The 25619-nt window shown below is 57.3% G+C and carries 21 protein-coding genes; 6 read left to right on the top strand and 15 right to left on the bottom strand.

Annotation, left to right across the window (positions count from 1 at the left end; translation table 11 throughout):
• Positions 1–3: 3 nt before the first annotated feature.
• Together NP603_RS10315 and NP603_RS10310 are read left to right on the top strand one after the other, a co-directional pair.
• A complete protein-coding gene (locus NP603_RS10315) occupies positions 4–1140 on the top strand; it encodes a PP2C family protein-serine/threonine phosphatase (RefSeq protein ID WP_256610789.1) in 1137 nt (378 codons plus the stop codon).
• 160 nt (positions 1141–1300) lie between these two features.
• Complete coding sequence (locus tag NP603_RS10310) at positions 1301–2317, top strand: GGDEF domain-containing protein (RefSeq protein ID WP_256610788.1); 1017 nt, start codon at positions 1301–1303, stop codon at positions 2315–2317.
• A gap of 36 nt (positions 2318–2353) precedes the next feature.
• Here NP603_RS10310 and NP603_RS10305 read toward each other — a convergent pair whose 3' ends face one another.
• From NP603_RS10305 to hemC, 4 genes are read right to left on the bottom strand one after another with little or no spacing between them, the layout of a single operon-like run.
• Entirely contained in the window at positions 2354–3586 is a 1233-nt protein-coding gene (locus tag NP603_RS10305) for a heme biosynthesis HemY N-terminal domain-containing protein (RefSeq protein WP_256610787.1), read from the bottom strand.
• Positions 3587–3600: 14 nt separating this feature from the next.
• Complete coding sequence (locus NP603_RS10300; RefSeq protein WP_256610786.1) at positions 3601–4758, bottom strand: uroporphyrinogen-III C-methyltransferase; 1158 nt, start codon at positions 4756–4758, stop codon at positions 3601–3603.
• Complete coding sequence (locus tag NP603_RS10295; protein ID WP_256610785.1) at positions 4742–5512, bottom strand: uroporphyrinogen-III synthase; 771 nt, start codon at positions 5510–5512, stop codon at positions 4742–4744. Before NP603_RS10295 ends, NP603_RS10300 begins: the two co-directional genes overlap by 17 nt.
• Positions 5513–5520: 8 nt before the next feature.
• Positions 5521–6447 carry a hydroxymethylbilane synthase gene (hemC, locus tag NP603_RS10290; protein ID WP_256610784.1) on the bottom strand — a complete coding sequence of 309 codons (927 nt, stop codon included), beginning with the start codon at positions 6445–6447 and terminating at the stop codon, positions 5521–5523.
• Between the two features lie 214 nt (positions 6448–6661).
• On the opposite strand from hemC, the gene NP603_RS10285 reads away from it, so the two are divergent.
• Positions 6662–6931 carry a hypothetical protein gene (locus tag NP603_RS10285; RefSeq protein ID WP_256610783.1) on the top strand — a complete coding sequence of 90 codons (270 nt, stop codon included), beginning with the start codon at positions 6662–6664 and terminating at the stop codon, positions 6929–6931.
• Between the two features lie 40 nt (positions 6932–6971).
• Here NP603_RS10285 and yccX read toward each other — a convergent pair whose 3' ends face one another.
• The 3 genes from yccX to gltA form a co-directional block, all read right to left on the bottom strand.
• Entirely contained in the window at positions 6972–7244 is a 273-nt protein-coding gene (gene yccX, locus NP603_RS10280) for an acylphosphatase (protein WP_256610782.1), read from the bottom strand.
• Positions 7241–9484 carry a bifunctional 23S rRNA (guanine(2069)-N(7))-methyltransferase RlmK/23S rRNA (guanine(2445)-N(2))-methyltransferase RlmL gene (rlmKL, locus tag NP603_RS10275; RefSeq protein ID WP_256610781.1) on the bottom strand — a complete coding sequence of 748 codons (2244 nt, stop codon included), beginning with the start codon at positions 9482–9484 and terminating at the stop codon, positions 7241–7243. The genes yccX and rlmKL overlap by 4 nt, the downstream gene beginning before the upstream one ends.
• 115 nt (positions 9485–9599) lie before the next feature.
• Positions 9600–10895: a citrate synthase gene (gene gltA / locus NP603_RS10270; protein ID WP_256610780.1), complete on the bottom strand. Its 1296-nt coding sequence runs from the start codon at positions 10893–10895 to the stop codon at positions 9600–9602.
• A 163-nt stretch (positions 10896–11058) separates the two neighbouring features.
• Between gltA and NP603_RS10265 the strand changes: the two genes are divergently transcribed.
• Positions 11059–15060 (top strand): hypothetical protein, encoded by a 4002-nt coding sequence (locus NP603_RS10265; RefSeq protein WP_256610779.1) that lies wholly within the window; start codon positions 11059–11061, stop codon positions 15058–15060.
• Between the two features lie 24 nt (positions 15061–15084).
• Here NP603_RS10265 and NP603_RS10260 read toward each other — a convergent pair whose 3' ends face one another.
• The 6 genes from NP603_RS10260 to NP603_RS10235 all read right to left on the bottom strand — a co-directional run bounded on the left by NP603_RS10260 (position 15085) and on the right by NP603_RS10235 (position 22936).
• Positions 15085–16554 carry a methyl-accepting chemotaxis protein gene (locus NP603_RS10260; RefSeq protein ID WP_256610778.1) on the bottom strand — a complete coding sequence of 490 codons (1470 nt, stop codon included), beginning with the start codon at positions 16552–16554 and terminating at the stop codon, positions 15085–15087.
• A gap of 3 nt (positions 16555–16557) precedes the next feature.
• Positions 16558–17097 (bottom strand): PAS domain-containing protein, encoded by a 540-nt coding sequence (locus tag NP603_RS10255; RefSeq protein WP_256610777.1) that lies wholly within the window; start codon positions 17095–17097, stop codon positions 16558–16560.
• A 138-nt stretch (positions 17098–17235) separates the two neighbouring features.
• Positions 17236–18030, bottom strand: coding sequence for a response regulator (locus tag NP603_RS10250; RefSeq protein WP_256610776.1), 795 nt, complete (start codon positions 18028–18030; stop codon positions 17236–17238).
• Positions 18031–18033: 3 nt separating this feature from the next.
• Entirely contained in the window at positions 18034–19461 is a 1428-nt protein-coding gene (locus NP603_RS10245; RefSeq protein ID WP_256610775.1) for an HDOD domain-containing protein, read from the bottom strand.
• A gap of 4 nt (positions 19462–19465) precedes the next feature.
• Positions 19466–22273 carry a valine--tRNA ligase gene (locus NP603_RS10240; RefSeq protein ID WP_256610774.1) on the bottom strand — a complete coding sequence of 936 codons (2808 nt, stop codon included), beginning with the start codon at positions 22271–22273 and terminating at the stop codon, positions 19466–19468.
• Positions 22274–22507: 234 nt separating this feature from the next.
• On the bottom strand, positions 22508–22936 hold the full coding sequence (locus NP603_RS10235) for a host attachment protein (protein ID WP_256610773.1): 429 nt from the start codon (positions 22934–22936) through the stop codon (positions 22508–22510).
• Between the two features lie 501 nt (positions 22937–23437).
• Here NP603_RS10235 and NP603_RS10230 point away from each other — a divergent pair.
• Positions 23438–23791 (top strand): hypothetical protein, encoded by a 354-nt coding sequence (locus NP603_RS10230; protein WP_256610772.1) that lies wholly within the window; start codon positions 23438–23440, stop codon positions 23789–23791.
• 54 nt (positions 23792–23845) lie between these two features.
• Positions 23846–24397 carry an MOSC domain-containing protein gene (locus NP603_RS10225; RefSeq protein ID WP_256610771.1) on the top strand — a complete coding sequence of 184 codons (552 nt, stop codon included), beginning with the start codon at positions 23846–23848 and terminating at the stop codon, positions 24395–24397.
• Here the strand turns inward: NP603_RS10225 and NP603_RS10220 are convergent, their stop codons facing one another.
• Complete coding sequence (locus tag NP603_RS10220) at positions 24398–25159, bottom strand: hypothetical protein (RefSeq protein ID WP_256610770.1); 762 nt, start codon at positions 25157–25159, stop codon at positions 24398–24400.
• 20 nt (positions 25160–25179) lie between these two features.
• Positions 25180–25605, bottom strand: coding sequence for a YqaA family protein (locus tag NP603_RS10215; RefSeq protein WP_256610769.1), 426 nt, complete (start codon positions 25603–25605; stop codon positions 25180–25182).
• Positions 25606–25619 lie beyond the last annotated feature (14 nt).

Genomic DNA, 25619 nt, shown 5'->3' with positions numbered 1-25619 from the left:
CTAATGAAAATATTGGTCGCCGACGACTTGCCGGAAAATAGAGTACTGCTCGATAAACTACTGACCCGGATGCAGCACCGAGTGGTTTTGGCCGCAAACGGCAACGAAGCGGTCGAATTGTTCTCGGCAACCGAGCCCGATCTGGTATTGATGGACATCATGATGCCGACCATGGACGGCCTACAGGCAATCAAATCCATCCGCGCCCTCGGCCGCGAGAAATGGACGCCGATCTTCGCGGTCAGTGCATTGAGCGAAACCGAAGATATCGTCGCCGGCCTGGAGGCCGGAGCGGACGATTATTTGCCGAAACCTTTCAGCCAATCCATTTTGCGTGCCAAGCTGAATTCGGTGCAGCGTTTTTTGGACCTGCAACAGGTGATTGCCGCAGACACGGCGCAATTAAAGATATATCGCGACCGCAACGAAACCGAGCAGTTGTTCTTGCAAAGCATTTTTGCCCGATTGATCCGGCAAAACGATCTGAAAGACGACCATCTGCAATTCTGGTTGAAACCGGCACACCGCTTCAGCGGCGATCTGATTTGCGCGCGGCGCGTCAGCCAACAGCAAATCTATTTCATGCTGGCCGATTCTACCGGCCACGGACTGGCAGCGGCGATTCCGACCGTCATCGTCAATCAGGCGTTTCAGGCCATGACCCGAAAAGGCCTGGCTATACCCATCATCGTCCGGGAAATAAACCGCTTGCTGTTTACACAGATGCCGCCGGACCGCTTCGTGGCACTGGCCATCGGCATGATAGACGGCACGCGCAATTCGATAGAAATCTGGAATGGCGGCTTGCCGGCCGCCATGGCGCTGAATGCCTCCGGCGAGGTAGTTCACGCCTTCCAATCCCGCCACACCTTCGCCGGCATCCTGCCCGACGCGGAATTCGACGACCGCTGCGAACTCTGGCAATGGGAATCGGCATGCGAGCTGTTTATTTACTCCGACGGTCTGACCGACGCTCAAAGCCCCGACCACGCCCGTTTCGACCAAAACCGATTGCTCGAGGCGCTGGCAAGCAGCGGCGCCGGACTGCGCATCGATGCGGTTAGAACAGCGCTGGATCGGCATTTAGCAACAGGTGACGCGCACGACGACATCTCCTGCATGGCGATTCGCTGCCTGTAGGTTTACGCCGCAACGGCCGAGCTTCCCCGAAAATTGACTCGCCTGCACTGTGCCTATCACTCCACAGTTGACCGAGCCCGAAAAAAAAGTTTCGAAACTGTCAACGATTGAAGCAGAATATAGCGGTACTTTTAACCTTGCTGACTAAAGATCCACTGAATTGAACGCTCATCCAGACTACCGGCACATCTCGAAGTGGGCGATCGCGTTGAGCGAACAACCCGATTACCAAGGCCTGACTTACTGCTTTTTACATTTGTTGGAGGAATTGCCCTGGGTAAGCAAGGCCGTGGCTTACGAAGTTTACGGCCAACGCAATTTGAAGACCGGCGAAGCCAGATGCAGCAGCGAACAATTGGTAAGACGGTTCCCGTTGGATTTTACCGAGCAGCCGCAGGAAGAAGAAATTGATCTGCTGAATGAGTTCAATAGCAGCGCCGATCTAAAACCCAGCAAACCGAACGCGGAAGGATTGTTCACTCGAATCGTCGCTCCGGTACGCGAACAAGGCGGACCGGACCGCGCCTTGTTGCTGAAGGGCGAATTCGACTCCTCGGCCCAGGGCTTACTCGCCGATCTGATCACCTTGTACCGCAATCTGGTGGCACTGCACGACAGCAAGGAGCGCGACCCTCTGACCAAACTGCCCAATCGGCAGTCGTTCGACGCCCGCATGTTGCAGGTCTGCGACTATTTCCGGATGCACCCGGTACAGGACCGTTGCCAGGAGAAAAGCTCTTGGATCGCAATGCTGGATATCGACCATTTCAAACGAATTAACGATACCTACGGCCATTTATACGGCGATGAGGTTCTGCTGGTATTTAGCCAGGCGATGGAAAAACATTTCCGCTACAACGACTTTTTATTCCGCTTCGGCGGCGAGGAGTTCGTCGTCATATTGAATCTGGTCAATCAGGCCGATGCCGAAGCAACCTTCGAGCGGTTTAGAATGGCGGTCGAACACCATCCGTTTCCGATCGTCGGCCAAGTCACGGTCAGCATCGGCCTGACCCATATCGACCACCTGACCCTGCCGATCCATTTACTGGACAGGGCCGATAAAGCGCTCTACCAGGCCAAAGCCAGCGGCAGAAACAAACTGGTTGCTTACCGGAACTTGGAACCAGGCGTCGGCCGCACCGGCCACGTCGGCACCGAACCCGAAGTTTTCTGAGAATGCGGGCGCGGGCCGGCCCGCCCTTCAGCGGATCTAACCGGTAACGGCTTCGATATTGCCGACCACCTCATCCGAAGCCAGCAACAAGCCGCGTTTGAAGCTCTCGCAAGCTTGGTCTTTGTCGCCGCGGATGAATTGCACTTCGCCGAGCAATTGGTAGGCCGCGACCGACGATTCGATATTCAGACTCTTCAGCAAATATTGCTCTGACTTTTCCATTTGTTGGACTTTTAGCGCCAGTTTGCCCAGCACCCGCAATAACACCGCGTTGGTCGGCTGCACCGCCAGCCATTGTTCTATCGACTGCAACTGCTTGACAGGGTCCACAGTTTCGATGTTGGCCAACAACACTAGCAAGGTGTCGTCCCAATGCCGGCCTAGCTGTTTCAACATCGCCGACTCGACTTTTTCGCCGGCGCCGGCGGCTATCATTGCCGCGAAAAAAATATTGGCGATACCCGGTACGGTTTTGATGTGGTCCGGAACGGTTTCCCAACAGGCTTGAACGGCTTCGGCGTCGTTGCGTTCGGCCGCTTGTTTCAGGAGCCGGCTGAAGGTCTCGGTTTCCAGTAACTTGACTTCGGCTTCCATCAGTACTTTATGCTGCTGTAAAGACGGCAGCAATTTGCTCAACCCTTCCCAATCGCCCAAATGCTGGTAAGCCTGGTGCATCATTTTCAACACCCTGGCATGGCCGGGGTTGATCGAATGCAATTTGCCCAGCGTCTCCAGCGCCTGCTCGAATTGCTGCCCGGAAAGGTGCAATTCCGCCTGGGTCAGTCCCACCGTGATATTGGTGTCGGACGATTGCGCCGCCGCTTTTTGCAGGTATTCGTCGCGTTTGTCCAACGCGCCGCGCGATTGTGCCGCCCGCGCCGCAGTCAGATAGTGCAGTAGCGGCGCGCCGCTGCTTGCGGCGTGCTTGACTAGAATTTTCTCAGCCCGCTCCCAATTGCCGTCCGCAGCATCGAACAAACCGGCGATCAGTGCTTCCTGAGAACGGTTGAATTTGATGTTACGCCGCCGCCGCGATATCTGTCCCGGCAGCCTCAGCAATACGCCCAACAGACGAAAGAAACTGTACAACACGAAGAAACCGATCACCGAGGCAACAGCAAACACCGTCAGCGACGTTTCCAGAGACCAATGGCCGAAACCGATCAAGACGTAGCCGGGATCGTTATGCTCGGCCAGCCAGCTATGCAACCAATAGGCTGCGGCAACTGCGCAAAGCAGGGAGCCGAGGAAATACATTAGATTTTTCATGGCGCCACCGCTGATTACTGGCCTGCCGTTGCGGCTTCGGCAGGCGCTGGCGGATTGTTGAACACGGCCTTGTCGGTTTCTATCCGCAGCTTGCTGATATCTTTCAACAGCTTCAGCGACGCGCTCACATCGGGATATTGGCTGCGGATCTGGACACCGGCCAGTTTATCCAGTTCGACGGCGAAGGCATCGGTCTGTTGGTTTTCGGCAAAATTCTTCTTCAACCACTGTTTGGCATCCGCGACGCTGCTGGAAAACAACGCATCGTTCTGTTGCACCAGCGCGATCTGTATCATTTCCAAGCGAACTTTCAATTGCTGTTTGATGAAATGGGCTTCCTCGGGGGTCAACACGGCATTGACCGGCTGATCGGTATGGCGCAGCACGACGTAACCTTCCAATTGCTTGGCAACCTGCTGCAGAATTTCATGGCCGTGCTCCGACAAATCGTTATTCGATTTTTCCGGTTTTTCCGGGGCTTTACCGGCGTGTGGCAGGAAGACCGCCAAATTTTCCACCGAGTCCTGCAATTGTTGGATTTGCGCATAGAGCCCGACGATATCCGGCACGATAGCGCTATTCAACAACGACAATTCCTTGGCAATTTGCTCCCTGACCTTAAATACCGCGGCATCCCCGCTCTCCCGCAGACGTTGGTCGGCAGCTTCGAGGGCCTGGCGCGTGGTATTGACGTCGCCGACCAATTGCAAGCGCTGGTTCGCGACGGTCAGCAAATATTCGGCATCGGCCAGCAGCCAGTCGCCCCGGGTTTTGCCCAATTGGCGCTGAACCAATAGAATCGAATTCTCCAGCTCCTTGCGGGCGGTTGCCAGACGCTCTTCGTGCAGCTTGGAGAACTCGGCCAAGGTTTGGTTGAAGTGGTTATCCTTGCCGGTCATTTCCGCATTGACGTTGGCGATTTGGGATTGAACTCCCGCCAACTGCTCACGCAAACCGTTCAGTTCCTTGTCGAGTTCGATGATTTTCAGATTATCCTGATTATTTTCAGTATCTTGGCTGGCGCGCAATTGTTGCAGATAATAAAAACCGGCGACAGCCAGAGCCACTACCAAGGCGATGGAAAGTATGCCTATCCACAGGCCGGCGTGCGATTTCTTAACCACTACCACCTGAGCTGGAGCTTCTTGTTGTTCTTCAATTACTTCCGCCACTGTTTTCCCCGTTCAATAACGTCGTCAAGGTCTCTAAAATCGCCGCATCCGTCGCTTGCGGGCTTATTGCCATCCGTTCAAACCCGAGCTGTTCCGCGCATTGGCCGATACGGTCGCTCGCCACCACTAATCCGACCTGCCGCAATGGCTCGATCGCCTCGCCGTCCAGCATTGCTACTAAATTTTGCAGCGCCTCGACGCTCGTTACCGTCACCGCGGCCAGCCGCTTCTGCTGCAGCTCCGCCCGCAATCCGCCAGCATCCGCAGCGGGCCGGTTCCGGCTGTATACTTCCAGGTAAGCCACTTCAGCGCCGCGAGCCCTTAAACCGTCCGCCAATTTTTCCCGGCCGCCGACACCGCGCACGATGGTGCAGCGCAGACCGGCGACTTGCTGCATTGCCGCTTCCGCCAGCAAGCCCTCGCTACTGAATTCGCCGGCCGGCACGCAATCCACCGAGCACCCGGCCCGACGCAGCGCGTCTGCGGTCGCAGCGCCGACGGCCGCGACCCGGGCGCCGCGCCAGCCCGGCATTTTGCCACCGAACGCCGGTATAGCAAAATCCACAGCATTACTACTGGTAAAAATCAGCCAGTCGCTGGTTTCGGCGTTGCGGAGGGCTTGCGCCTCAGGTTGCCGGGCGGCAATCTCCAAAGTCGGAAACCTGACCGGCACTCCTCCGCGGCTTTCGATCAATCCGCACAAATTTTCCGCCTGCGCCGCAGGGCGGGTCACCAAAATTCGGGCGCCGTTCAAACCGGATATCACTGGTAGAGTTCGCGTAGAATTTTATCGGCCCCTTGCGCCAGCAATTGGTCGGCCACGCGTTGCCCCAAGGCTTCGGCTTGATCCAAACTGCTTTCCGCCTCGGCACGGTGCAAAACAGACCCATCGGGACTGCCTACCAATCCGCGCAGTAACAGGCGCTGGCCGCAAATTTCCGCATAACCGGCGATCGGCACCTGGCAACCGCCGTTCAGTCTGGCGTTCATGGCACGCTCGGCACCGACGCGAATGCTGGTCTCTTCGTCGTGCAAAACCTTTAGGTACTGATGAATCTCGGCATCGTCGATCCGGCATTCGATGCCGATCGCGCCCTGGCCCATGGCCGGCAAGGATTCCTCCGGCCGCAAGCGGGCAGTGATGCGCTCGGCCAGGCCGAGCCGTTTCAGGCCGGCCGAAGCCAGAATAATCGCGTCGTACTCGCCGGCATCGAGCTTGGCGAGACGGGTATTGACATTGCCGCGCAGACTCAAAATTTCGGCGCTCGGGAATTTTTCCTTAATCTGGCATTGGCGCCGCAAACTGGAAGTGCCGATTCGGGCATCCGCCGGCAATTCGGCGAGACCGCGGTATCGGTTGGAAACGAAGGCGTCGGTCGGATCTTCGCGCTCCAGAATCACCGCCAGATGCAAGCCATCCGGAAATTCGACCGGCACGTCTTTCATCGAATGCACGGCAATATCGGCCGCCCCTTCCAGCATGCCCTGCTCTAACTCTTTAACGAATAAGCCTTTGCCGCCCACTTTCGCCAACGGCGCATCCAGGATTTTGTCACCGCGGGTCACCATTTTGACCAGCTCGGTTTGCAAGCCCGGAAAAGCCTGGCGCAAGCGCTCCGCGACGTGCTCGGCCTGCCACAAAGCCAGCGGACTTTGCCGGGTGGCAATACGAATGATTCTGTCAGCCAAAATAGCTCCTGCCGATTCGGGCGGGAACTCCCCGCACCCTGAGTTAAGAATAAATGGCGGCTATTGTAATCCGATTCGCCGGGAAACGGGGTTAGAAGTTGTCCGACAGCCAAACCGCCTATTTCAATGTCGACCTCTTCATAAAGGGCAGCGGCAAGCAATACCCGCAGAAATGCAATTTCGGCTAACCTTGACTATCAAATAGGAGTTTCGAATGGAGCGAATGATCCGGATGCTGGTAATAGTCGGGCTGATTGCGGCGATACCCGGCATAGGCTGTTTTACCTATTATTCCGCGGCGGCAGCCGACACCGACCGTGAAGCGTTCGGCATTTGGCACCTGTTGGCCTATCCGGCGGCCCTACTGTCGTTGGCCGCATTGCTGACCGCTTGCAGCGCCAAACCGCCTAAAATTTATCTGGCCGGGCTGGCTGCGTTTTTTCTACTCGCCTCGGCCACGCTGATGTTCAACCACAACTTTTAATAAGGCATAAGCGGCCGTCTGTCCGATTGTGTGCTTAGCCTCAGCGAATTTCGAAACCGGCAAAATGTTCATCGGTATCGTGCGCAGTCACCGACACTTCGCTGACTTTCGCCAGCACCGGCCCTTTGCGGCACCAGGCTACCAGTTTTTGCAAATCTTCCGGATGGCCGCTGGCGACGATTTCGACCGTACCGTCGGCCAGGTTGCGAACGAAGCCGGATAGATTCAGTTTGACCGCTTGCTTTTGGGTGTAGGCGCGAAAATAAACGCCCTGCACCCGACCCTTGACGATGATGTGCAGGCAATCCTTCATCGGGTGATTCTCCAGCAATAATGAATTTTTTGGTCGCGGGCGAAATCCTCCGGGATCGTCGCCGCGCTAATGTCTTCGAAATTCAAACCGGCCAACGCCTCACGGTCCAATTTGAACCGGCGGAAGTTGGTCGAGAAATACAAAACCCCGCCAGAAGCCAGCAAGGCTGCGGCATTTTTCAACAACGAGACATGATCGCTTTGAATGTCGAAGGCCTCGTCCATCTTCTTGGAATTGGAAAAGGTTGGCGGATCGAGAAAGATCAAATCGAATTGCGGCCGATTTTTTAGCGCCGCTTGCTCGGCCAACCATTTCGGGCAATCTGCCCGCACCAATTTATGGTCGCCGCGGATGTTATTCAATTCGAAATTGCGCCTGGCCCAGTCCAGATAGGTGTTGGACATATCGACGGTGACCGACGCTACTGCGCCGCCCAGCGCCGCATGCACCGTCGCGCTGCCGGTGTAGGCGAACAGATTCAAGAAGCGCTTGCCTTTGGCTTCCTGTTGAATGCGCAAGCGCATCGGCCGGTGGTCGAGAAACAGGCCGGTATCCAGATAATCCTCGAAGTTGACCCAGAACTTGCAACCGCCTTCCTCAACGACATGGAAGCGGCCGGAATCGCCTTGCTTTTCGTATTGGTCGCTGGCTTTTTGCTTGCGGCGGATTTTCAAAAACACTTGGTTGGCCGGGATTTCCAGCACCTTGGGAATCTCGGCCATCGCCCCGGCCAAGCGCTGGTTGGCCTTGGCCGGATCGACGCTTTTCGGCGATTCGTATTCCTGAACGTTGACCCAAAGCTGTTCGTCTGCAGAGATGTTGGCGTGGGGCGTGAGCTGGGAGCGGTAAGCTTCGCCCTGGTAAAGGTCCACCGCGACCGCGTACTCCGGCAGGTCGGCATCATATAATCGGTAGCACGAGACCTGATTTTGTTTGGCCCATTTCGTCAGCTTCTTCAGGTTTTTGCGCAAACGGTTGCCGAACATTTCCGCTTGCGGGTCCGGTTGCTCGACTTGGGCGCGGCGCCAGATCGATTCGGCGCGCTCCTGTTGCGACTTAGCCTTGGGCTCGAAGAAAGCTTTTTCCTCGATGTTAAAACGCAACAACTTGCATTCCAACGCACCATTGAACAACGTGATCGGTTTCTGCGAGCGGATGCCCAGCCTAAAGCCCAGCTCCGGGTCGCTGATGATCATCGCCGCCTGCCAGCCGGCGAAGCGCTGCTTCAACACCTCGCCGAAACGGCGGTACAGCGCGGCGGTTTCCGCCTCGTCGCCCAGCCGTTCGCCGTAGGGCGGATTGCAGGCGATCAAACCTTTGGGCCAACTTTCCGCCGCCGCAGCGTCGGCAATGTCGCGTTTTTCGATATGAATCTTGCCGGATAAGCCAGCGTTCTCGACGTGTTGCAAGGCCGTGGCGACGGTTCTTCGATCCTGATCGAAACCGACGATGGTAGGCAGTTTTGCCAGCCCGGCATCGCGGCGAGCGCGGGCTTCGTCCAACAAGCTTTGCCACAGGGCCGAGTCGTGCTTTTTCCAACCGAGAAAACCGAAATAATCGCGTTGCAAACCCGGCGCGATGTCGGCAGCAATCAACGCGCCTTCCAAAAGCATCGTCCCCGAACCGCACATCGGATCCAACAAAGTGCCGCCCTGCTCGGCAATGGCAGGCCAGCCGGCGCGCAGCAAAATCGCTGCCGCCAGGTTTTCCTTGATCGGCGCAGCAATACTGACGTCGCGGAAACCGCGTTTGTGTAAACTCTCGCCGGACAAATCCAGGCTGAGTTGGGCTAAGTCGTTGTGCAGATAAACGTTGACGCGAAGCGACGGCCGCTCGGTATCGACGCTGGGCCGTTTGTTGAACTTGGCGCGCATCTGGTCGACGATGGCGTCTTTGACCTTTTGCGCGCCGAAATGGGTGTTGTTGATGGCCGGACTGTTCTTACTGCTGAACGACACCGCCAGACTGTCGTCCGGCTTCATATGCTCGAACCAGTTGATGCGTTTGACGCCGTCGTACAAGTCCTGCTGGGATTTGACCTCGAAACTGCTCAGCGGCAGAAATACCCGATTGGCGACCCGCGACCACAAGCACAGCCGGTAAGCCAGCGCCAAATCGCCGTCGAAGGCCACGCCGGCCAGTTTTTCCTTGACGTTTTGCCCGCCGAGACTGCGGATTTCGTTAGCGAGGATGCCTTCCAGCGCTTTGGGCGCGGTGGCGTAAAGAGGGTATTGCGTCATGATGGGCGACCGGAACAAGTGGGTCGGCTAGGATACTAAAACTGGCGCTGCCGCGGCGGCATTTTTTGGCAGTTAGGCGACTCGCCTCGCGCGAGTCGCCGTGGTGCAAACGGGCTTAACGGGCGGAGATCGGTTTGACGTCGCGCGTGGTCACGCCGCGGTAAAGCTGGCGCGGCCGGCCGATTTTCAGTTCCGGATCGGAGATCATTTCGTCCCATTGCGCGATCCAGCCCACCGAGCGAGCCAACGCGAAAATGGCGGTGAACATTTCGGTCGGAATCCCCAGTGCCCGCAACACGATACCGGAGTAGAAATCCACGTTCGGATACAGTTTTTTCTCGACGAAATACGGATCTTCCAGCGCAATCCGCTCCAATTCCATCGCCAGCTTGAACAGACGGTCGTCGTTCAAATCCAGTTCGTCCAAAACTTCGTGGCAGGTTTGCCTCATCAACTTGGCGCGCGGATCATAGTTTTTGTAGACCCGGTGGCCAAAGCCCATCAAGCGGAACGGATCGTTTTTATCCTTGGCCCTGGCCACATACTCGCCAATCCGCGATACGTCGCCGATTTCTTCGAGCATATTCAACACTGCCTCGTTGGCGCCGCCATGCGCCGCACCCCACAGGCAAGCGATACCGGCCGCGACGCAAGCATAGGGATTGGCGCCGCTGGAGCCGGCCAGACGTACCGTCGAGGTCGATGCGTTTTGTTCGTGGTCCGCATGCAGGATCAGAATCCGGTCCAATGCCCGCATCAGTACCGGATTGGCTAGATAATCCTCGCCCGGATCGCCGTGCATCATGCGCATGAAGTTTTCGGCGTAGCCCAGTTTGCGTTTGGGATAAATGAACGGCATGCCGATGCTGTACTTGTAGCACATCGCCACCATGGTCGGCATTTTCGCAATCAGCCGAATCGCCGAGATATAACGGTCTTCCTTGCAGGTAATGTCCATCACGTCGTGGTAGAACGCCGACAGCGCACCGACGACGCCGACCAATACCGCCATCGGATGGGCGTCGCGGCGAAATCCGCTATAAAATTTGATCAACTGCTCGTGGACCATGACATGCTGGCTGATGGTCGTGACGAAACCCTTCATTTCCGCGCCGTTGGGCAAGTCGCCGTTCAGCAGCAAATAGCAGACTTCCAGAAAATCGCATTTTTCGGCCAGTTGTTCGATAGGATAGCCGCGGTAGAGCAGCACGCCGGCATCGCCGTCGATAAAGGTGATTTTGGAAGTACAACTGGCGGTGGAAGTAAAACCGGGGTCGTAAGTAAAGCAACCGGTTTGCGCGTACAGGGAGCGAATGTCGATAACAGACGGCCCCATGGTGCCAGCAGTAACCGGCAATTCGACGACCTGTTCCTGGCCATCGCGTTTTAACGTCACTTTTTGATCAGTCATGTCAAATTTCTCCGGTAATAACTAGCGTTTGAGACGGGGGATGCAACCTATTCTATTGCAAACAGCAAATAAACACAGCCTAAGATCGGGATTGTTTACAAAATGATTTAGATATTAGGGATTAGCGATTTACTAGAGCCGGACTGATTCCGGGGAGGATACGATGAGGCGTTGGTTAATCATGGTTTTGCTTTTGGCCATATTTGGTGGCCGACAATCCGCGGCAGCCTGGGAACTGCCTGATGCGCCGGAAGCGTTAAAGCCCTGGATGGACTGGGTGCTGCACGACCAGCCCCAACACGGCTGCCCGTTCTGGTTCAACAACTTTGAGAATAAGCAATGCGCTTGGTCCGGCGCATTGGTGCTGAATTTGCAGGCCACCCGCGGCAGTTTCGAAACCGAATGGACGCTGTACCGCAAGAGCTGGATCGAACTACCCGGCGACGAACGCCACTGGCCGCAAGCCGTGACGGTAGACAATCAAGCCTATCCGGTCGGGCTGAAGGACGGCAAACCGGCGTTGGAACTGCCGACCGGGCACTACCGGATCGGCGGCCAATTCGCTTGGGAGCAACTTCCGGAACGACTGGCCCTACCGCAGGCATCGGGCTTGCTCCGACTCAATGTCGACGGCCGGCCGGTGGCGTATCCGCGCATCGAACAGAACGCGGTCTGGCTCTCCGACCGGACCACGACTGACACCGGCGACCGCGAAAATCGGCTGGAGCTGCAAGTATTCCGCCAAATTATCGACGAATCTCCGTTGCAAATGGTCACCCGCCTGGAGCTGGAGATCTCCGGCACGGCACGCGAAGCCGAATTGCCCCACGCCCTGTTGCCGGGCTTTATCCCGGTCAATCTGGATAGCCCATTGCCGGCCAGATTGGACGGTGACGGCCGCTTGTTGGTCCAGGTTCGCCCCGGGCATTGGCGTATCGACATCCACGGCCGCCATCCGCAGTATTTGACGCAATTGGACCTGGCAATAAAAGATACCGCCTGGCCGCAGGAAGAACTGTGGACATTTCAAGCGGTGCCCAACCTGCGTCTGGTCGAAATCGGCAAGCCGGCGGCGATCGACGGCAGCCAGACCAATCTGCCCGAAGAATGGCGACACTTGCCGACTTACCGCTTGCAACAGGGTGACAGCATGATTTTCAAGGTGATCCGCCGCGGCGATCCGGAACCGGAACCTAATCAAGTGGCACTGACCCGCATCCTGTGGCTGGACTTCGCCGGCACCGGTTACACGGTCAACGACCGGATTAGCGGCAGCATGCACCGCGACTGGCGGCTAAACGCGGCACCGGAGTTGCAACTCGGCCAAGTGCAGTTGAACGGCCAAAGCCAACTCATTACCGAATCGGCCGACCGCAGCCAGGGGGTCGAAATCCGCAGCGGCAACCTGCAACTCAGCGCCGACAGCCGGATCGAGACCGGAATCTCCGCACTGTCCGCCAGCGGTTGGCAGCAGCGTTTTCAACAGGTGCGCGCCGAACTGAAAACCCCTCCCGGCTGGCGCCTGCTGGCGGTCGGCGGCGTCGACAACGCCCCTGATACCTGGCTGAACCGCTGGACCTTGCTGGATTTGTTTCTGGTGCTGATCGGCGGCCTGGCGGCCGGACGGCTGTGGTCCTGGCCGTGGGGCGGCGCAGCCCTGCTCGGCTTGAGCCTGATCTGGCACGAGCACGATGCGCCGCGCCTGATCTGGTTGCTGACCCTGGCAACGCTGGCCTTAGTCCGGATATTACCGGAAGGCAGAGCCCGGCACTGGCTAACCGCTTGCCGCAACCTGTGCTGGCTGGCACTCGCCGCATTGGCAATTCCGTTCGTGATCGCACAAATCCGGAGCGGCATTTATCCGCAATTGGAACTGCCGGAACAGATCGAGCCGAGCGCCGCCTATAACAGCGCTCCCACCGCAGCGGAACCATTGCGCAGCGATGTGGCGCCGGCGGAATTAGCCACCGCACTACCCGAGGCAAAAGCATTCAAACGCAGCTATGCGGCGAAGTCCGAATCCGGCGCCGGCAGTGGCGCCGACCTGGAACGGACCGATCCAGACGCCAATCTGCAAACCGGCCCCGGCCTGCCGCGCTGGCAGTGGCGTAGCGTGCACCTGGTTTGGAACGGCGGCGTGGACAGCCAGCAACAATTACGGCTCTGGTACCTGCCGCCCTGGGCGATGATGCTGCTGCATTTCCTGCAAGCGGCGATTACAGTCGCGCTGGTATTGCGGCTGGCCGGGATATCCGTAGGCGACTGGCGCCGGTTTGCGCCGCATATCGCCGGCCTGCTGCTGGCGCCATTATTAGTCACGCCTGGCCGGCCGGCTTATGCCGACCTGCCCGATCCGCAACTGTTGGCCGAACTGAAAGCCCGCCTGCTGCAAGCGCCGGCTTGCCTGCCGGACTGCGCGCAGATCGCGCAAATGCAAGTACAAGCCAAACCGGAACTGTTGCGCCTGGAACTGCAAGTCCATGCTCAACAGACCTTGGCGCTACCTTTACCGGCTCAGGCAGAACAATGGCTGCCGGAGACGGTTGAAGTCGACGGCGCGCCGGGGCAAGCTCTATTCCGCAGCGAGCTCGGCGAAGTCTGGCTGGCGTTGGCACGCGGCGTACACCGTGTGACGATGCAAGGACGCTACCGGGAACCGGTTAAATTCACGCTGCCGCTGCCGCTGATCCCGCAACACGCCAGTTTCGCCGCCGATGGCTGGCGTATCGGCGGCGGTTACGAAGACGGCAAAGTCGGTCCGCAGTTGGAATTCACCAGACTGCAACAGGAAACGCCGGCCGGCCGAGCCATATCGCAGACGGCGCTGCCCGCATTCGTGCAAGTCAGCCGCACCCTGCATCTGGGGCTGGATTGGCGCATCACGACCCGGGTCGAATCGTTGGCCGCAAACGGCAACGCGATCATGCTCGAGTTACCTTTATTGAAAGGCGAAGCGGTAACTACACCGCAAATGCGGGTCAAGGACGGCAAGGTATTAGTGAACATCGCCGCCAGCGCGGGTGGAGCGGAATGGGAATCGGTGCTGGAAAAATCCGGGCAAATCGATTTGCTGGCCGACGCATCCGGTCGATGGCATGAAGTCTGGCGAGCCGAGGTCAGTCCGGTCTGGCGACTGCATAGCCAAGGCTTGCCCCCGATTTACCGGGAAAACCCGCAGGGCCCGTGGTTGCCGGAATGGCGGCCGTGGCCAGGCGAGCGCCTGACGTTAACGCTGGAGCGGCCGGCAGCGGTCTCCGGCGCCACGTTGACGATCGACGCCAGCGAACTGAAAGTTCAACCCGGCACGCGCAATCAATCCTCCGAACTGAAGCTGGACATGCGTAGTTCCAAAGGCGGCCGCCATACCATCACTCTGCCGGACGGCGCGGAATTGCAGGACGTGGCGATAGACGGCATCAGCCAACCGATACGCCAGCAGGGCGCCAGCGTCAGCCTGCCGCTGCGACCCGGCAGCCAGCAAGCGATTTTGAAATGGAACACGCCGCTGCCGCTCGGCTTCATCACGGCAACGCCCAGCGCCAATCTCGGCACCGCCAGCGTCAACAGCCGGATCAGCGTGACCATGCCGCAAAATTGCTGGTTACTTTGGACTTCCGGCCCCGACTTCGGTCCGGCGGCTTTGATCTGGGGTTTGTTATTGGTGTTAGCCGCGATCGGGTTCGGCCTAGGCAAAACCGGGGCGACGCCGCTGAAACACTGGGAATGGTTTTTACTGCTGTCGGGGCTGAGCCAATTGCACGTGGTCGCGGGCATTATCGTGGTCGGCTGGCTGTTTGCGCTGCAGTGGCGGGCCAAGCAACCGGTTATCGGCGTACGCCGCTTCAATCTGCTGCAAATCGGCTTGGCGGCGGGCACGGTGTTAGCCTTGCTGATTTTGGCGCTGGCGGTGGAGCAAGGCCTGCTCGGTAGCCCCGAGATGCAAATCGCCGGCAACCAATCCACGGCCTACCAATTGAATTGGTACCAGGACCGCAATCCGCCGCAATTGCCCAGCGCGGCTGTCGCCAGCCTGCCGCTGGCGGCTTACCGGGCGTTGATGCTGGCCTGGGCGTTGTGGCTGGCGTCGTCTTTGTTGAACTGGCTGCGCTGGGGGTGGACATGTTTTGCGGCCGGCGGCATTTGGCGCAAATCGGCCAAACCCTGACCGGTGGTCCGGCCGCCGGGAACGTCAAAGCTTGTTATGTTTCTCTTCGACCATGGCGTCGATCATCTGCATGACATCGGCGCTGGCGTTCTCGGCCAACTGCATCTGCTGGATGATTTCGTTGAGCATGGCCTGGTCTTCCACCCATTTGCCGCGCGAGATTTCGTAAGCACGCTGGGTCGCGGTGTGAACGTCGGCATGCGGCCGGTTCAACTTGGCGTAGGCGACGGTATTGCGGAAATTTTGGTGGCCCAAACCTTCGTAATACCATTTACCCAAGCGGCAGTTGTGGCTGTCGACCATGATGGCGTGGCGTTGAGGGCAATCGGTGGGGGTCTCGATCGAGATATAGCCGTTTTGCTTGTAGACGATATGGTCCAGTTTGGTCAGCAAACCGAACGATTTGTCCTTGGCATAGGCGATAAAGTCCAACGAGGCTTTGGCGGACTGCGACAGATTGGAAAACTGCTGCCGGAACGAACTGACTTGCGCCATGATCTCCTGGGAAATCGCCGCCGAATTCTCGGCTTCCTCGTGCATTTGTTCGACGCGTTTGTTAAAGGCCTTCAACGTTTTCGACACCTCCATCGCTGCGTCCTTGGTGTGCTCGGACAGGTTTTTCACCTCGTCGGCGACTACGGCGAAGCCGCGGCCGTGTTCGCCGGCCCGGGCCGCCTCAATCGATGCGTTCAGTGCCAGCAGATTGGTTTGGTCGGCGATACCGGTAATCATCGATAAGGATTCGGTGATTTTTTTGCTGTCGTTGATCAAGGCGCCGATGACGTCGGATACCGAATGCACGTTGGAATTAATGTCGGTCAAGGAATTGCTGATCGTCTCCACAGTCGCCAAACTGTCGTCGGCATTGCGCCCGGTTTCGGTGGCGATATTCTCCACTTTCTGCATCTGCTCGGTGATGTTGATCAGATCGTTCTGGTTACCTTTCAGATTGCCCAGCAAGTTGGAGGTATTCAAGGCGTGCAGGCCGGCCGACAACCGGTTTTTGATCATCAGTTTGTCGTTGTCGTCCATTAGCTTGATCGCCGCGTTCATATTTTTTGCGGACTGTTTCAACAAGCCCGGCAAACCGTCGACCAAGGCGTAACGCTCGTGGTTGCCCTCCGAGGCATGGCGAAAGCAGGTGCTGATTTCCTTGAAATAGCATTCCATAATATCCAGCGTCTCGTTCAACTCCCAGGCGACCTTGCCGATTTCGCCCATCCCGCGGGTGCCGGTCACCCGGTGGTGGAGTTCGCCCTTGATGGTATATTTCAAAACGTCCTCTATCCGCTCCAACACCATCAGGCTTTGTTTACCGGTCTGCCACGACACCAGCGCCACCAATGGCAACGGCAATAACAGCAGCAGCATGCCCCAGGAAAAGCCGAACGCGACGACGGAATATACAAAGGCCGCCGCCACCGAAATCAGTATCGTGGCCACCGCGTAATTCAGCTTGGTTCTTAAAAACGGAATATTGGCATTGGAATTCATCGCTTAAACTCCGTTGGGTTTATAAAGGCTCAACACCAGACTGTTGTAGCTCTTGGCGCCGGTCTGCCTGACCTGGTCCAGCAAATATTCCAGGGATTTATCCGGGGCTTCCTTGGCGGAGCTGCGCTTCTCGATGGCCAGCATTTCCCGGTAAATCGGAATCAATACTTCCAGCGCGGAGCGGGGCGGATTGCGCCGCACCGAATAGTAGCCTTGCAACTTGCCGTTTCCATCGTAATCGGGTGTGATGTTGGCAAACACCCAGTAATATCCGCCGTCGGCGCACAGGTTTTTGGCAAAACCGAAGAACTCTTCGCCGGCCTTCAACGTGTTCCACATGAATCGGAACACGCCGCGCGGCATGTCCGGGTGGCGGATGATGTTGTGTTGGACGCCGAGCAGTTCATGTTCCGGATAACCGGCGATCTCCATGAAAATCCGGTTGGCGTAAGTTATTCGCCCGGAAGTATCGGTTTTGGAAACGATGAAATCCTCGTCATCCAGCTTTTTTTCGTTATTGTTGGGGGTAATGCCGGGTTTCATTGGGTCACCATTCGGGAATTAACATTACAAAATCTAGCCGAATTTTCGGTTTTTTGGCATATCCTGGATACGCTTTTGCGGCGAATTTCGTGAAATATCGGCGCGCAGCGCGGGCGCGGCGCGGCGGCGAAACCGGCGCTAATTCAGCAGATTTAACAACAGGCGTTTGATCGAGGTCGGTTCGAAGGGTTTATCTAGAATGGCCGACACGTCGGATTTTTCGATAGCGGCCAAGCGGCTCTGGTTTTGTTCGCTGGTCACCATCAGCACCGGCGTGGAACCGCGTTCAGGGTGGTTGCGGATATGTTCGACCAATTGCAAACCGTCCATTTCCGGCATGTTGTAATCGGTCACGACCAGGTCGAAGTAATGCTGGCTAAATAGCTGCAAGCCTTGCTTACCGTCGCGAGCGATAGCCAACTGGTCGATGCCGATGTTGTTGAAGACTTTGGTCAAATACTTCAACGAGAACTCGCTGTCGTCGACCAGCAGCACGCGCAAATCCTCGATATCGATATGTTCCAGCCCCAACTTTTCCGGACACACATATTCCAGCGTCGACTGCAACGCGGTGTGCATCGCTTCGCGGGTGAACGGTTTCGGCAAAATCGCAATCGCACCGGCTTGGCGGATCGGCTCCAAGTATTTGATATTGGTTTCGCTGGAAATCAACAGAAACGCCATCTCATAAGAAGCGGCGTCCTGGCGCAAGGCGTGAACCAGTTCGACGCCGGTCATGTCCGGCAAATACATGGCACTGACCACCAGATCGGGCCGGCTGTGCTGCAAACGCTCGAACAGTTCTTTTCCGGTAGCGACGCAGCCGATATCGCTGATGCCGAAGCTTTGCAAATATTGAATGATGATGAGCTGTTGGGTGTGGGACGGCTCTACCAGAAACACTTGAAGATTCGACAGCTCGCGATCGGTCATGGATTAATGGCTCTTCATGCAATAAAGGGTCAAGCCGATATGGGCTTGCTTGGCGAAATGGTTGGCTGCGATGAAGTCATCGCGGGTTAAAGGTAGCCCATGAATGGAGTGGTCGCAATAGATCAGGCCGACCACCTTATTCTCGGCCCGAATCGGAAAGATGAAACACTCGTGCCGACCGATATGCTGGACGATTTGCGGGGTATACAAGGCGGAATGCTGGTCCGGGAATTGCCAGACGCCTTCGGTTTGACGCAGGGCATTGAAAAACAAATTGGCGGAATTTTCCGAATTCAGAATCCGCAGCTTCTGTTCCGGAACCGGCTTGCGCCAACCGAGAGAAAATTTTTCGTTGAGCGCCTGTTTATCCGGACTTAACAGCATGAATAAGGTCCGGTCCATTTCCACGCCACGGTGGATACCCTCCAACACCATTTCGAACAATTGGTTCAGGTTGATCTGGCCGCTGATATGACTGCTAATGTCCTGCAGGATTTGAAACTGCAACTTTTTCTTGTCGAACGGCTCCTCGGCCGGCGCATCTTCGGCAACAGCATCGTTTTTGATGAAGCGCGACGCGTCGTCGGCGCCGAATTGACGGGCGATCAGTGCCGCCTCTTCGGTGTTCTTCTCGATTCTGGCTTGTATTTCCGGCAACGGCAACCTGGAAAGTTCGTTGAACTTCGCCAGGCAAGCGATCATCTGCGGTGAATCGGGCCCGGCCTGCAGCGCCTGGCAAATTTCATGGCCCAATTTGACCAATTGCACGCGCTTGTCTGCGGAATCCGGTTTGGCGATCGCTTCTTCGATCAGCCCTCCCAAACTCCAGGACTTGCTGAGCTTTTTGCCCAGATCGCGCAACGAAAAGCCAAGAATTTTTTTTTCAGCCTCCGCACCATCCAAACCGGTTTTTTCGATGGCGGCATGTGCCTTCTTCGAATGCGGATCGCTGGAACACCAGAATGCGACGTGGCCGAGATTATGCAGCAAGGCGGCGACGAACACCTCTTCCGGCGAAACGTCGCCGACGGTCAGCGCGATATTTTTGGCCTGGACCGCGGCGTGTAAGGCTTTGGCGATCTCCCGGTTGGCCCGGTTTTTGTCGCTGGACGACAAAATCGCTTCGAAAAACGAACACGCCAACGTCAATTCGCGGATGATCTCGGCGCCCAAGACGACGATGGCCCGTGAAACCGTACTCATCTTCTGCTTCGACGGGTTGTAATACGGGCTACTGCCGACTTTAAGCACCTTGGCGGTCAGATTCGGGTCTTGCAGAATCACCGTCGCCAATTCCATCGCGCCTTTTTTGCGGTCGTCCAACGCTGCGTAAATACTGTGTGCGGTGTTGGAGAAAATCGGCATTTCCTGGGCGCGCAACAGCTCCGTCCAATCGTCCAGGGTTTCCGGAGCTTTTTGCGGTCCGCCCATAGACTTACAAGGCTTTGATTTTGGCGTACTGTTCCTGCAGATTGGCCAGCGACGACTGCAAGCCGGCCAGTTTTTCCCGTTCCTTAGCGATGACGTCGGCCGGCGCTTTGTCGACGAAGGCCGCATTGCCGAGTTTGCCTTCGATGCGCGGCAATTCTTTTTCGATGCGCTGAATTTCCTTGTCCAGCCGCGCCAGTTCGGCATCTTTGTCGATTAAGCCGGCCATCGGGATCAAAATTTTCATGTCGCCGACCAGCGCAATCGCCGATTCCGGCGCATTATCGCCGGCGCTCAGCCAGGCGATGCTTTCCAGCCGGCCCAACTTTAAAAGATAGCTTTCCAATTCTTTAAGATTGGCTTGGTCGGTGGCGGAGCCGTTTTGCAGCAACACGTTCAAAGGCTTACCCGGCGCGATGTTCATTTCGCCGCGGATGCGGCGAATGCCGAGGATGAAGTCCATCGCCCATTTCACTTGAGTTTCGGCGGCGGCGTCGATGGCGCTTTCGTCGCTTTCAGGGTAAGGTTGCAACATGATGGTCGCGGCGGTGACGCCGGCCAGCGGCCCAACCCGTTGCCAGATTTCCTCGGTGATGAACGGCATGATCGGATGCGCCAGGCGCAGCACGGTCTCCAGCACCCGCAACAAGGTTTGGCGGGTACCGCGTTGCAGCAGTGCATCGTCGCTTTGCAGCGAGATTTTCGCCAACTCCAGATACCAGTCGCAGTACTCGTTCCAGGTAAATTCGTAAATCGCCTGTGCCGCCAAGTCGAAACGATAGCTGTCGATGGCGCTGCGGGTTTCGGCGATGGTGCGGTTCAGGCGCGACAGAATCCACTGATCGGCCGGACTGTAATGGCACTCGGCGCAATCGACGCCGTTGTCCTGGCCTTCGGTATTCATCAAAACGTAACGCGCAGCGTTCCACAATTTGTTGCAGAAGTTGCGGTAGCCTTCGGTACGCTGCAAATCGAAGCGGATGTCGCGGCCGGTCGAGGCCAGCGAGGCGAAGGTAAAACGCAACGCGTCGGTGCCGTAAGACGGTATGCCGTCCGGGAACTGCTTGCGGGTGGCTTGCTCGATTTTCTTGGCCAGATGCGGCTGCATCATGCCGGAAATGCGTTTTTCCACCAATGCATCCAGCTCGATGCCGTCGATGATGTCGATCGGATCCAGCACGTTGCCTTTGGATTTGGACATCTTCTGGCCTTCGGCGTCGCGCACCAGGCCGTGGATGTAGACTTCCTTGAACGGCACGTCGCCCATGAATTTCAAGCCCATCATGATCATCCGCGCTACCCAGAAGAAAATGATGTCGAAACCGGTGACCAATACGCTGGTCGGGTAATGCGCGGCCAATTCCGGCGTTTTCTCCGGCCAGCCCAGGGTCGAGAACGGCCACAGCGCCGACGAGAACCAGGTATCCAATACGTCTTCGTCCTGGAATAGCGGATAGTCGGCAGCGAGACCGTGCTTGGCGCGGATTTCGGTTTCGGAATGGCCGACGTAGGTATTGCCCTTATCGTCGTACCAAGCCGGAATGCGGTGGCCCCACCAGATTTGCCGGGAGATGCACCAATCCTGAATGTTGCGCATCCATTCAAAATAGGTGTTTTTCCAATTGTCCGGCACGAATTTGATCGCGCCGGTTTCGACGGCTTCGATGGCCGGCTTCGCCAACGGCGCGATTTTGACGTACCACTGGTTGGTCAAAAACGGTTCGATCACCGCGCCGGTGCGGTCGCCGCGCGGCACCATCAATTTGTGGTCGGCGATTTTTTCCAGCAGGCCCTGCGCGTCCAAATCGGCGACAATGCGTTTGCGGGCTTCGAAGCGGTCCAGACCAATGTAGGCTTCGGGAATGATGCTAAAGCCGTCATCATTACCTCGAATCGCCGCATCGACGGTAAAGATGTTGATCAAGCCGCCGTGGGGCTGGTCGGCGATCACATTCATTTGCTTGTGGCGCGACCAGACTTCGTAGTCGTTGAAATCGTGGGCCGGGGTGATCTTGACGCAGCCGGTACCGAATTCCGGATCGACATAGTCGTCGGCGATGATCGGAATCAAACGGCCGGTCAACGGCAGTTCCAGCAATTCGCCGATCAGGTGTTTGTAGCGCTCGTCGTCCGGGTGAACAGCCACGGCGGCGTCGCCGAGCATGGTTTCCGGGCGGGTGGTGGCGACCACCAAATGGCCGGTACCGTTGGATAGCGGATAGCGCATGTGCCACATCGAGCCGTTTTCTTCTTCCGACAGCACTTCCAGGTCGGACACGGCGGTGTGCAATACCGGGTCCCAGTTCACTAGGCGCTTGCCGCGGTAGATCAGGCCTTCTTCGTACAATTTGATGAAGACTTCCTGCACGGCGGCGGACATGCCGTCGTCCATCGTGAAGCGTTCTTTTTCCCAGTCCAGCGACGAACCCATCCGCCGTAACTGGCGAGTGATGGTGCCGCCGGATTGTTCCTTCCATTCCCAAACTTTTTCGATGAAGGCGTCGCGGCCGTAGTCGTGGCGGGTTTTGCCGTCGGCGTTGATGATGCGCTCGACCACCATCTGGGTGGCGATGCCGGCATGGTCGGTACCCGGTTGCCACAAGGCGTTATGTCCCTTCATCCGGTGATAGCGGGTCAGCGCATCCATAATCGTGTCCTGAAACGCATGCCCCATGTGCAAACTGCCGGTTACGTTGGGAGGAGGAATCATGATGCAGTAAGAATCGCCTTCACGATTGGCGGCGAAATAGCCGCTCTGTTCCCAAAGTTGATACCAGCGTTGTTCGATAGCGTGCGGGGAATAGGTTTTGTCCATGTTTTGTGTCGTTAGCGCTTGCGTTTATACGAAACGATATTTTACCCGTAAAACGTAGCCGGACCAGATTTTCGGTGGATAGCCAAGTATTTAGCGGATGCGAGTAGCGCGATCCGCCACTATTCGGCAAAATCGGCGATGCGCCGGTTGCGGCGATTACCTCAGGCGATCGATAGCGAAGCGCACGGCCTCGCTCAAGCGCGGCCGTGCACGGTTCGAAGGGCGGGCAATGTTTTACAAAATGTGGTCGCGGATGGCCGCTTCGTCGGCGGCGACCAGATTCTTATCCAACGAATCCGCGACTAAGTCCTGCAAATGGCTGTTCAGTGCGTGGCGGAGCGCCCCTAAAAACGCTGGCGGCGCCACCAACACCAGTTTGTCGAACTCGTGGCCGACCCGGCCTTGCTCCAGCCTGTCGGCAATCTGCCTGGCGAAAACCTCGGCTTCGTGGTGTTTCAAATCGGTAGGCGCCTCGAAGGTATGGTCGCCTTCGCCGTGTCCGCCGGCAATGCCGCCCTGACGGTCGCTGACCTCGTCCTGGCCGCGCATCCGGCCTTCGGCATGGGTCAAACCGTCCAATTCGAGCATCGGCTCGATGCGATTGGTTAAGTTGAAAAAACGCGCTCTGCTGCTGTCCGCAACAATGACTCGGGTGACTGGCATAACAACCTCCTCGATAGTACGTTACGTTGCCGGGAGTTTTAGCCGGGTGGATTCTCCGGCTTTACCACGGATTGTAAGCCTCCGCCGCCGCGCTGTCTAAATCGGGATTGCCGGCGAATTTGATCCCAGTCAATAAATATGCGATTTGCGCTTCCGCTTCGGCCGGAGTTGCAAGTAGGCTGGAAGCAGATCGGCTCGCGACGGCGTGGAACCGGTCTCACCGACTTTAGTCCCGGCAACTGCGAAGCGACTCTCGCCAAGGAATGCGGCCCGGTTTAGAGCTGAGCGGGTTCGGCGAAAACCGAATTTCAGCCTTACAATTCGGCACACCGCATCGAACCAAGCGCGCCGAACAGGGTCACCCTACTGCATGGAGCAATTTTTTCTCGCCCTCTGCCAACCCGGCGAATACGGCCGACAAGCGGCGGATGGCGGTGTAACCGTCCCAAAGGTTGCTGCCGGCAACATTAAAATAACTAAAACGCACACAGGGGAACCACCATGAAACTATTGCTGTTCACATTTACCACCGGCCTCGCTCTGCTCTACTTCATGAACATGGCGATGTTGAAGTCGGCAATTCCTAGTGTGGAGTGGAGCATCCACGCCGGCACTCGATTTTTGGTAGGTTTTTTCGTACTCGGCGTCGTTTGTTTTTACTTCAAACAATTGACATTCAAACACGCTGTCCAGTTGACTCTGGCCGCGGTCGTTCTCGACTATCTGTACGATTATTACGTCGAAGCCTATCGGCTCAACTTCGAGATCATTTTGCACGGCATTTACATGCTGGTCTGGGGCGCGCTGATGGGGTATTTGACCTGGCGCTACAAAAACCAGTCGCCTTCGGAATGACAGACTTGCTTGCCCGAAGCAATCGCTATTTTGCGGCATTCGGTTAACCGAACCATGGATCTGCGGCAAACCTGCCAACGCTTTGCCACGTCTGGCCGGGTCGAAGCCATCGTGCTGCGTCCGGCGCGCGGCGAACCGGCAATTTCGGTCAGCGAGGCCCTGGCCGAACCCGGCCGCGGCTTACTCGGCGACCGCCGTGTGGCCGGTAAACAATCCGCCCGCTTGTCGCCGAAGCGGGAGATCACCCTATTTCAAGCCGAACATCTGCCACTGGTTGCCGAATGGTGCGGACTCGACTATCTGGACCCGCTCCGCCTGCGGCGTAATCTGCTAATCTCCGGCTTGAATCTGGTCGGCATGCGCTCGCCGTTTCCGGATATGCAACTGGAATGGGCCATCGGCAACGAAGTTAGGATTCGGATCACCGGACCTTGCGACCCGTGCTCGAAAATGGCGGCGGAATTAGGTGTCGGCAGTTACAACGCCTTGCGCGGCCACGGCGGCATGACTGCGGCTATCGTGACCGGCGGCGTCATCCGAATCGGCGACAGCGTCAACTTGCACGCGGCAAGAACGCTGCCGGGAAAAACCGCAGGCCCCGACTGATCAAGCCCGTTGCCGTTGCAGCACCAGCGCGGTTTTGCTGAACAGTTGCAGAACGGGGCCTGCACCGGCAATCGCCACCGCATCGACCAGGCAGTACCATGCCGCAACGCCGCTGGGCGGATTGCCTTGCGGTAGGTGCGAGGCCGGATCAATCTCGGCCCAAGCCCAGGTACCGGCACTGGTGCCGACGATTTCCAGCCATGAGGTGATGAAAAACGCACCTAAATAAACCATTGGCGAACGGCCTTTGAACAGGTAGCCCAAGAACACGATAAACAGTACCGCGCCGATCACATCGAGCCGAGTGTTACCGCTCAACCCCCAGGCTGCCCAACTGCCGCAAGCAGCGACGACGAAAACAGCGATGCGCCGCGCGTAGCGCTGGAACAAGCCGGAGCGTCCCAACGCCACGGCGGTCAGATATACCAACCCATGGCCGGCCGGCACATAGGCGGGTACGTTGCCGAAGCGGTAGATATAGCCCTTCATGTACACCGAGGCAAAATATTCGCCGATTAGCGCAAACGTCACCGCAACCGCGACTTGGGTACGGACGTATTTACACTCGCCGCGCAGCCAGGCGAACAAAAACAGCCAACCGAACAAGGCCAGAACGTATTGCATGAATTGCGGCGCGAAGCCATCCATGGTCAAACAAATCGTCGTCGTCACAAAGGTGAATCCGGCGATTTGGTAATCGCGGCGGCGGTGCTCGGCTGAGCTATCGGCTGGCGGAAAATGGGGTAGCGAAAAAAAACTCATTGCTGATCACTCATAGCTGATCAAATAAAGGCGTAAGCCACGGCGATGTAACGTAACACTTTACCGAAAAAGATCGCCAGCAGCGAAGAGAACAAGGACAAACGCAACCATCCCGCCGCGAAACACAAGCCGTCGCCGACCAGCGGCAACCAGGACAACAACAAAGCCCAACTACCCCAGCGGCGCACGGCGCGCAACGACCGTTGCCGCTCGCCGTCCAGTAAATTCTCCGCAGGATACTTACCGGCCGCCCACAATCCGAGCCACCAGGTGGTCAGCGCTCCCAGAGTATTGCCTAGCGTTGCGACGGCCACCAGCGAGATTACCGGAATGTGCTGCTGACTGACCAAATAAGCCAACACCGCTTCGGAACCGCCAGGCGCGACCGTCGACGAAATAAACGCGCTGGCGAACAGGCCCAACAGGCCCCAGGATTCGAATTGCATTTGTTTATCTCACA

It is taken from the genome of Methylomonas aurea (assembly GCF_024505045.1).
Classification (GTDB): domain Bacteria; phylum Pseudomonadota; class Gammaproteobacteria; order Methylococcales; family Methylomonadaceae; genus Methylomonas; species Methylomonas aurea.
This window is presented reverse-complemented; position numbering and strand designations above follow the sequence as displayed.

Coding starts and splice junctions, on each gene's coding strand:
- rlmKL (WP_256610781.1), bottom strand. CDS start 9,484: ATGACGCAATACCCTCTTTACGCCACCGCGCCCAAAGCGCTGGAAGGC.
- NP603_RS10265 (WP_256610779.1), top strand. CDS start 11,059: ATGAGGCGTTGGTTAATCATGGTTTTGCTTTTGGCCATATTTGGTGGC.
- NP603_RS10230 (WP_256610772.1), top strand. CDS start 23,438: ATGAAACTATTGCTGTTCACATTTACCACCGGCCTCGCTCTGCTCTAC.
- NP603_RS10245 (WP_256610775.1), bottom strand. CDS start 19,461: ATGGGCGGACCGCAAAAAGCTCCGGAAACCCTGGACGATTGGACGGAG.
- NP603_RS10250 (WP_256610776.1), bottom strand. CDS start 18,030: ATGACCGATCGCGAGCTGTCGAATCTTCAAGTGTTTCTGGTAGAGCCG.
- NP603_RS10225 (WP_256610771.1), top strand. CDS start 23,846: ATGGATCTGCGGCAAACCTGCCAACGCTTTGCCACGTCTGGCCGGGTC.
- NP603_RS10240 (WP_256610774.1), bottom strand. CDS start 22,273: ATGGACAAAACCTATTCCCCGCACGCTATCGAACAACGCTGGTATCAA.
- NP603_RS10235 (WP_256610773.1), bottom strand. CDS start 22,936: ATGCCAGTCACCCGAGTCATTGTTGCGGACAGCAGCAGAGCGCGTTTT.
- NP603_RS10305 (WP_256610787.1), bottom strand. CDS start 3,586: ATGAAAAATCTAATGTATTTCCTCGGCTCCCTGCTTTGCGCAGTTGCC.
- NP603_RS10215 (WP_256610769.1), bottom strand. CDS start 25,605: ATGCAATTCGAATCCTGGGGCCTGTTGGGCCTGTTCGCCAGCGCGTTT.
- NP603_RS10260 (WP_256610778.1), bottom strand. CDS start 16,554: ATGAATTCCAATGCCAATATTCCGTTTTTAAGAACCAAGCTGAATTAC.
- yccX (WP_256610782.1), bottom strand. CDS start 7,244: ATGAAGGATTGCCTGCACATCATCGTCAAGGGTCGGGTGCAGGGCGTT.
- NP603_RS10315 (WP_256610789.1), top strand. CDS start 4: ATGAAAATATTGGTCGCCGACGACTTGCCGGAAAATAGAGTACTGCTC.
- NP603_RS10285 (WP_256610783.1), top strand. CDS start 6,662: ATGGAGCGAATGATCCGGATGCTGGTAATAGTCGGGCTGATTGCGGCG.
- gltA (WP_256610780.1), bottom strand. CDS start 10,895: ATGACTGATCAAAAAGTGACGTTAAAACGCGATGGCCAGGAACAGGTC.
- NP603_RS10255 (WP_256610777.1), bottom strand. CDS start 17,097: ATGAAACCCGGCATTACCCCCAACAATAACGAAAAAAAGCTGGATGAC.
- NP603_RS10220 (WP_256610770.1), bottom strand. CDS start 25,159: ATGAGTTTTTTTTCGCTACCCCATTTTCCGCCAGCCGATAGCTCAGCC.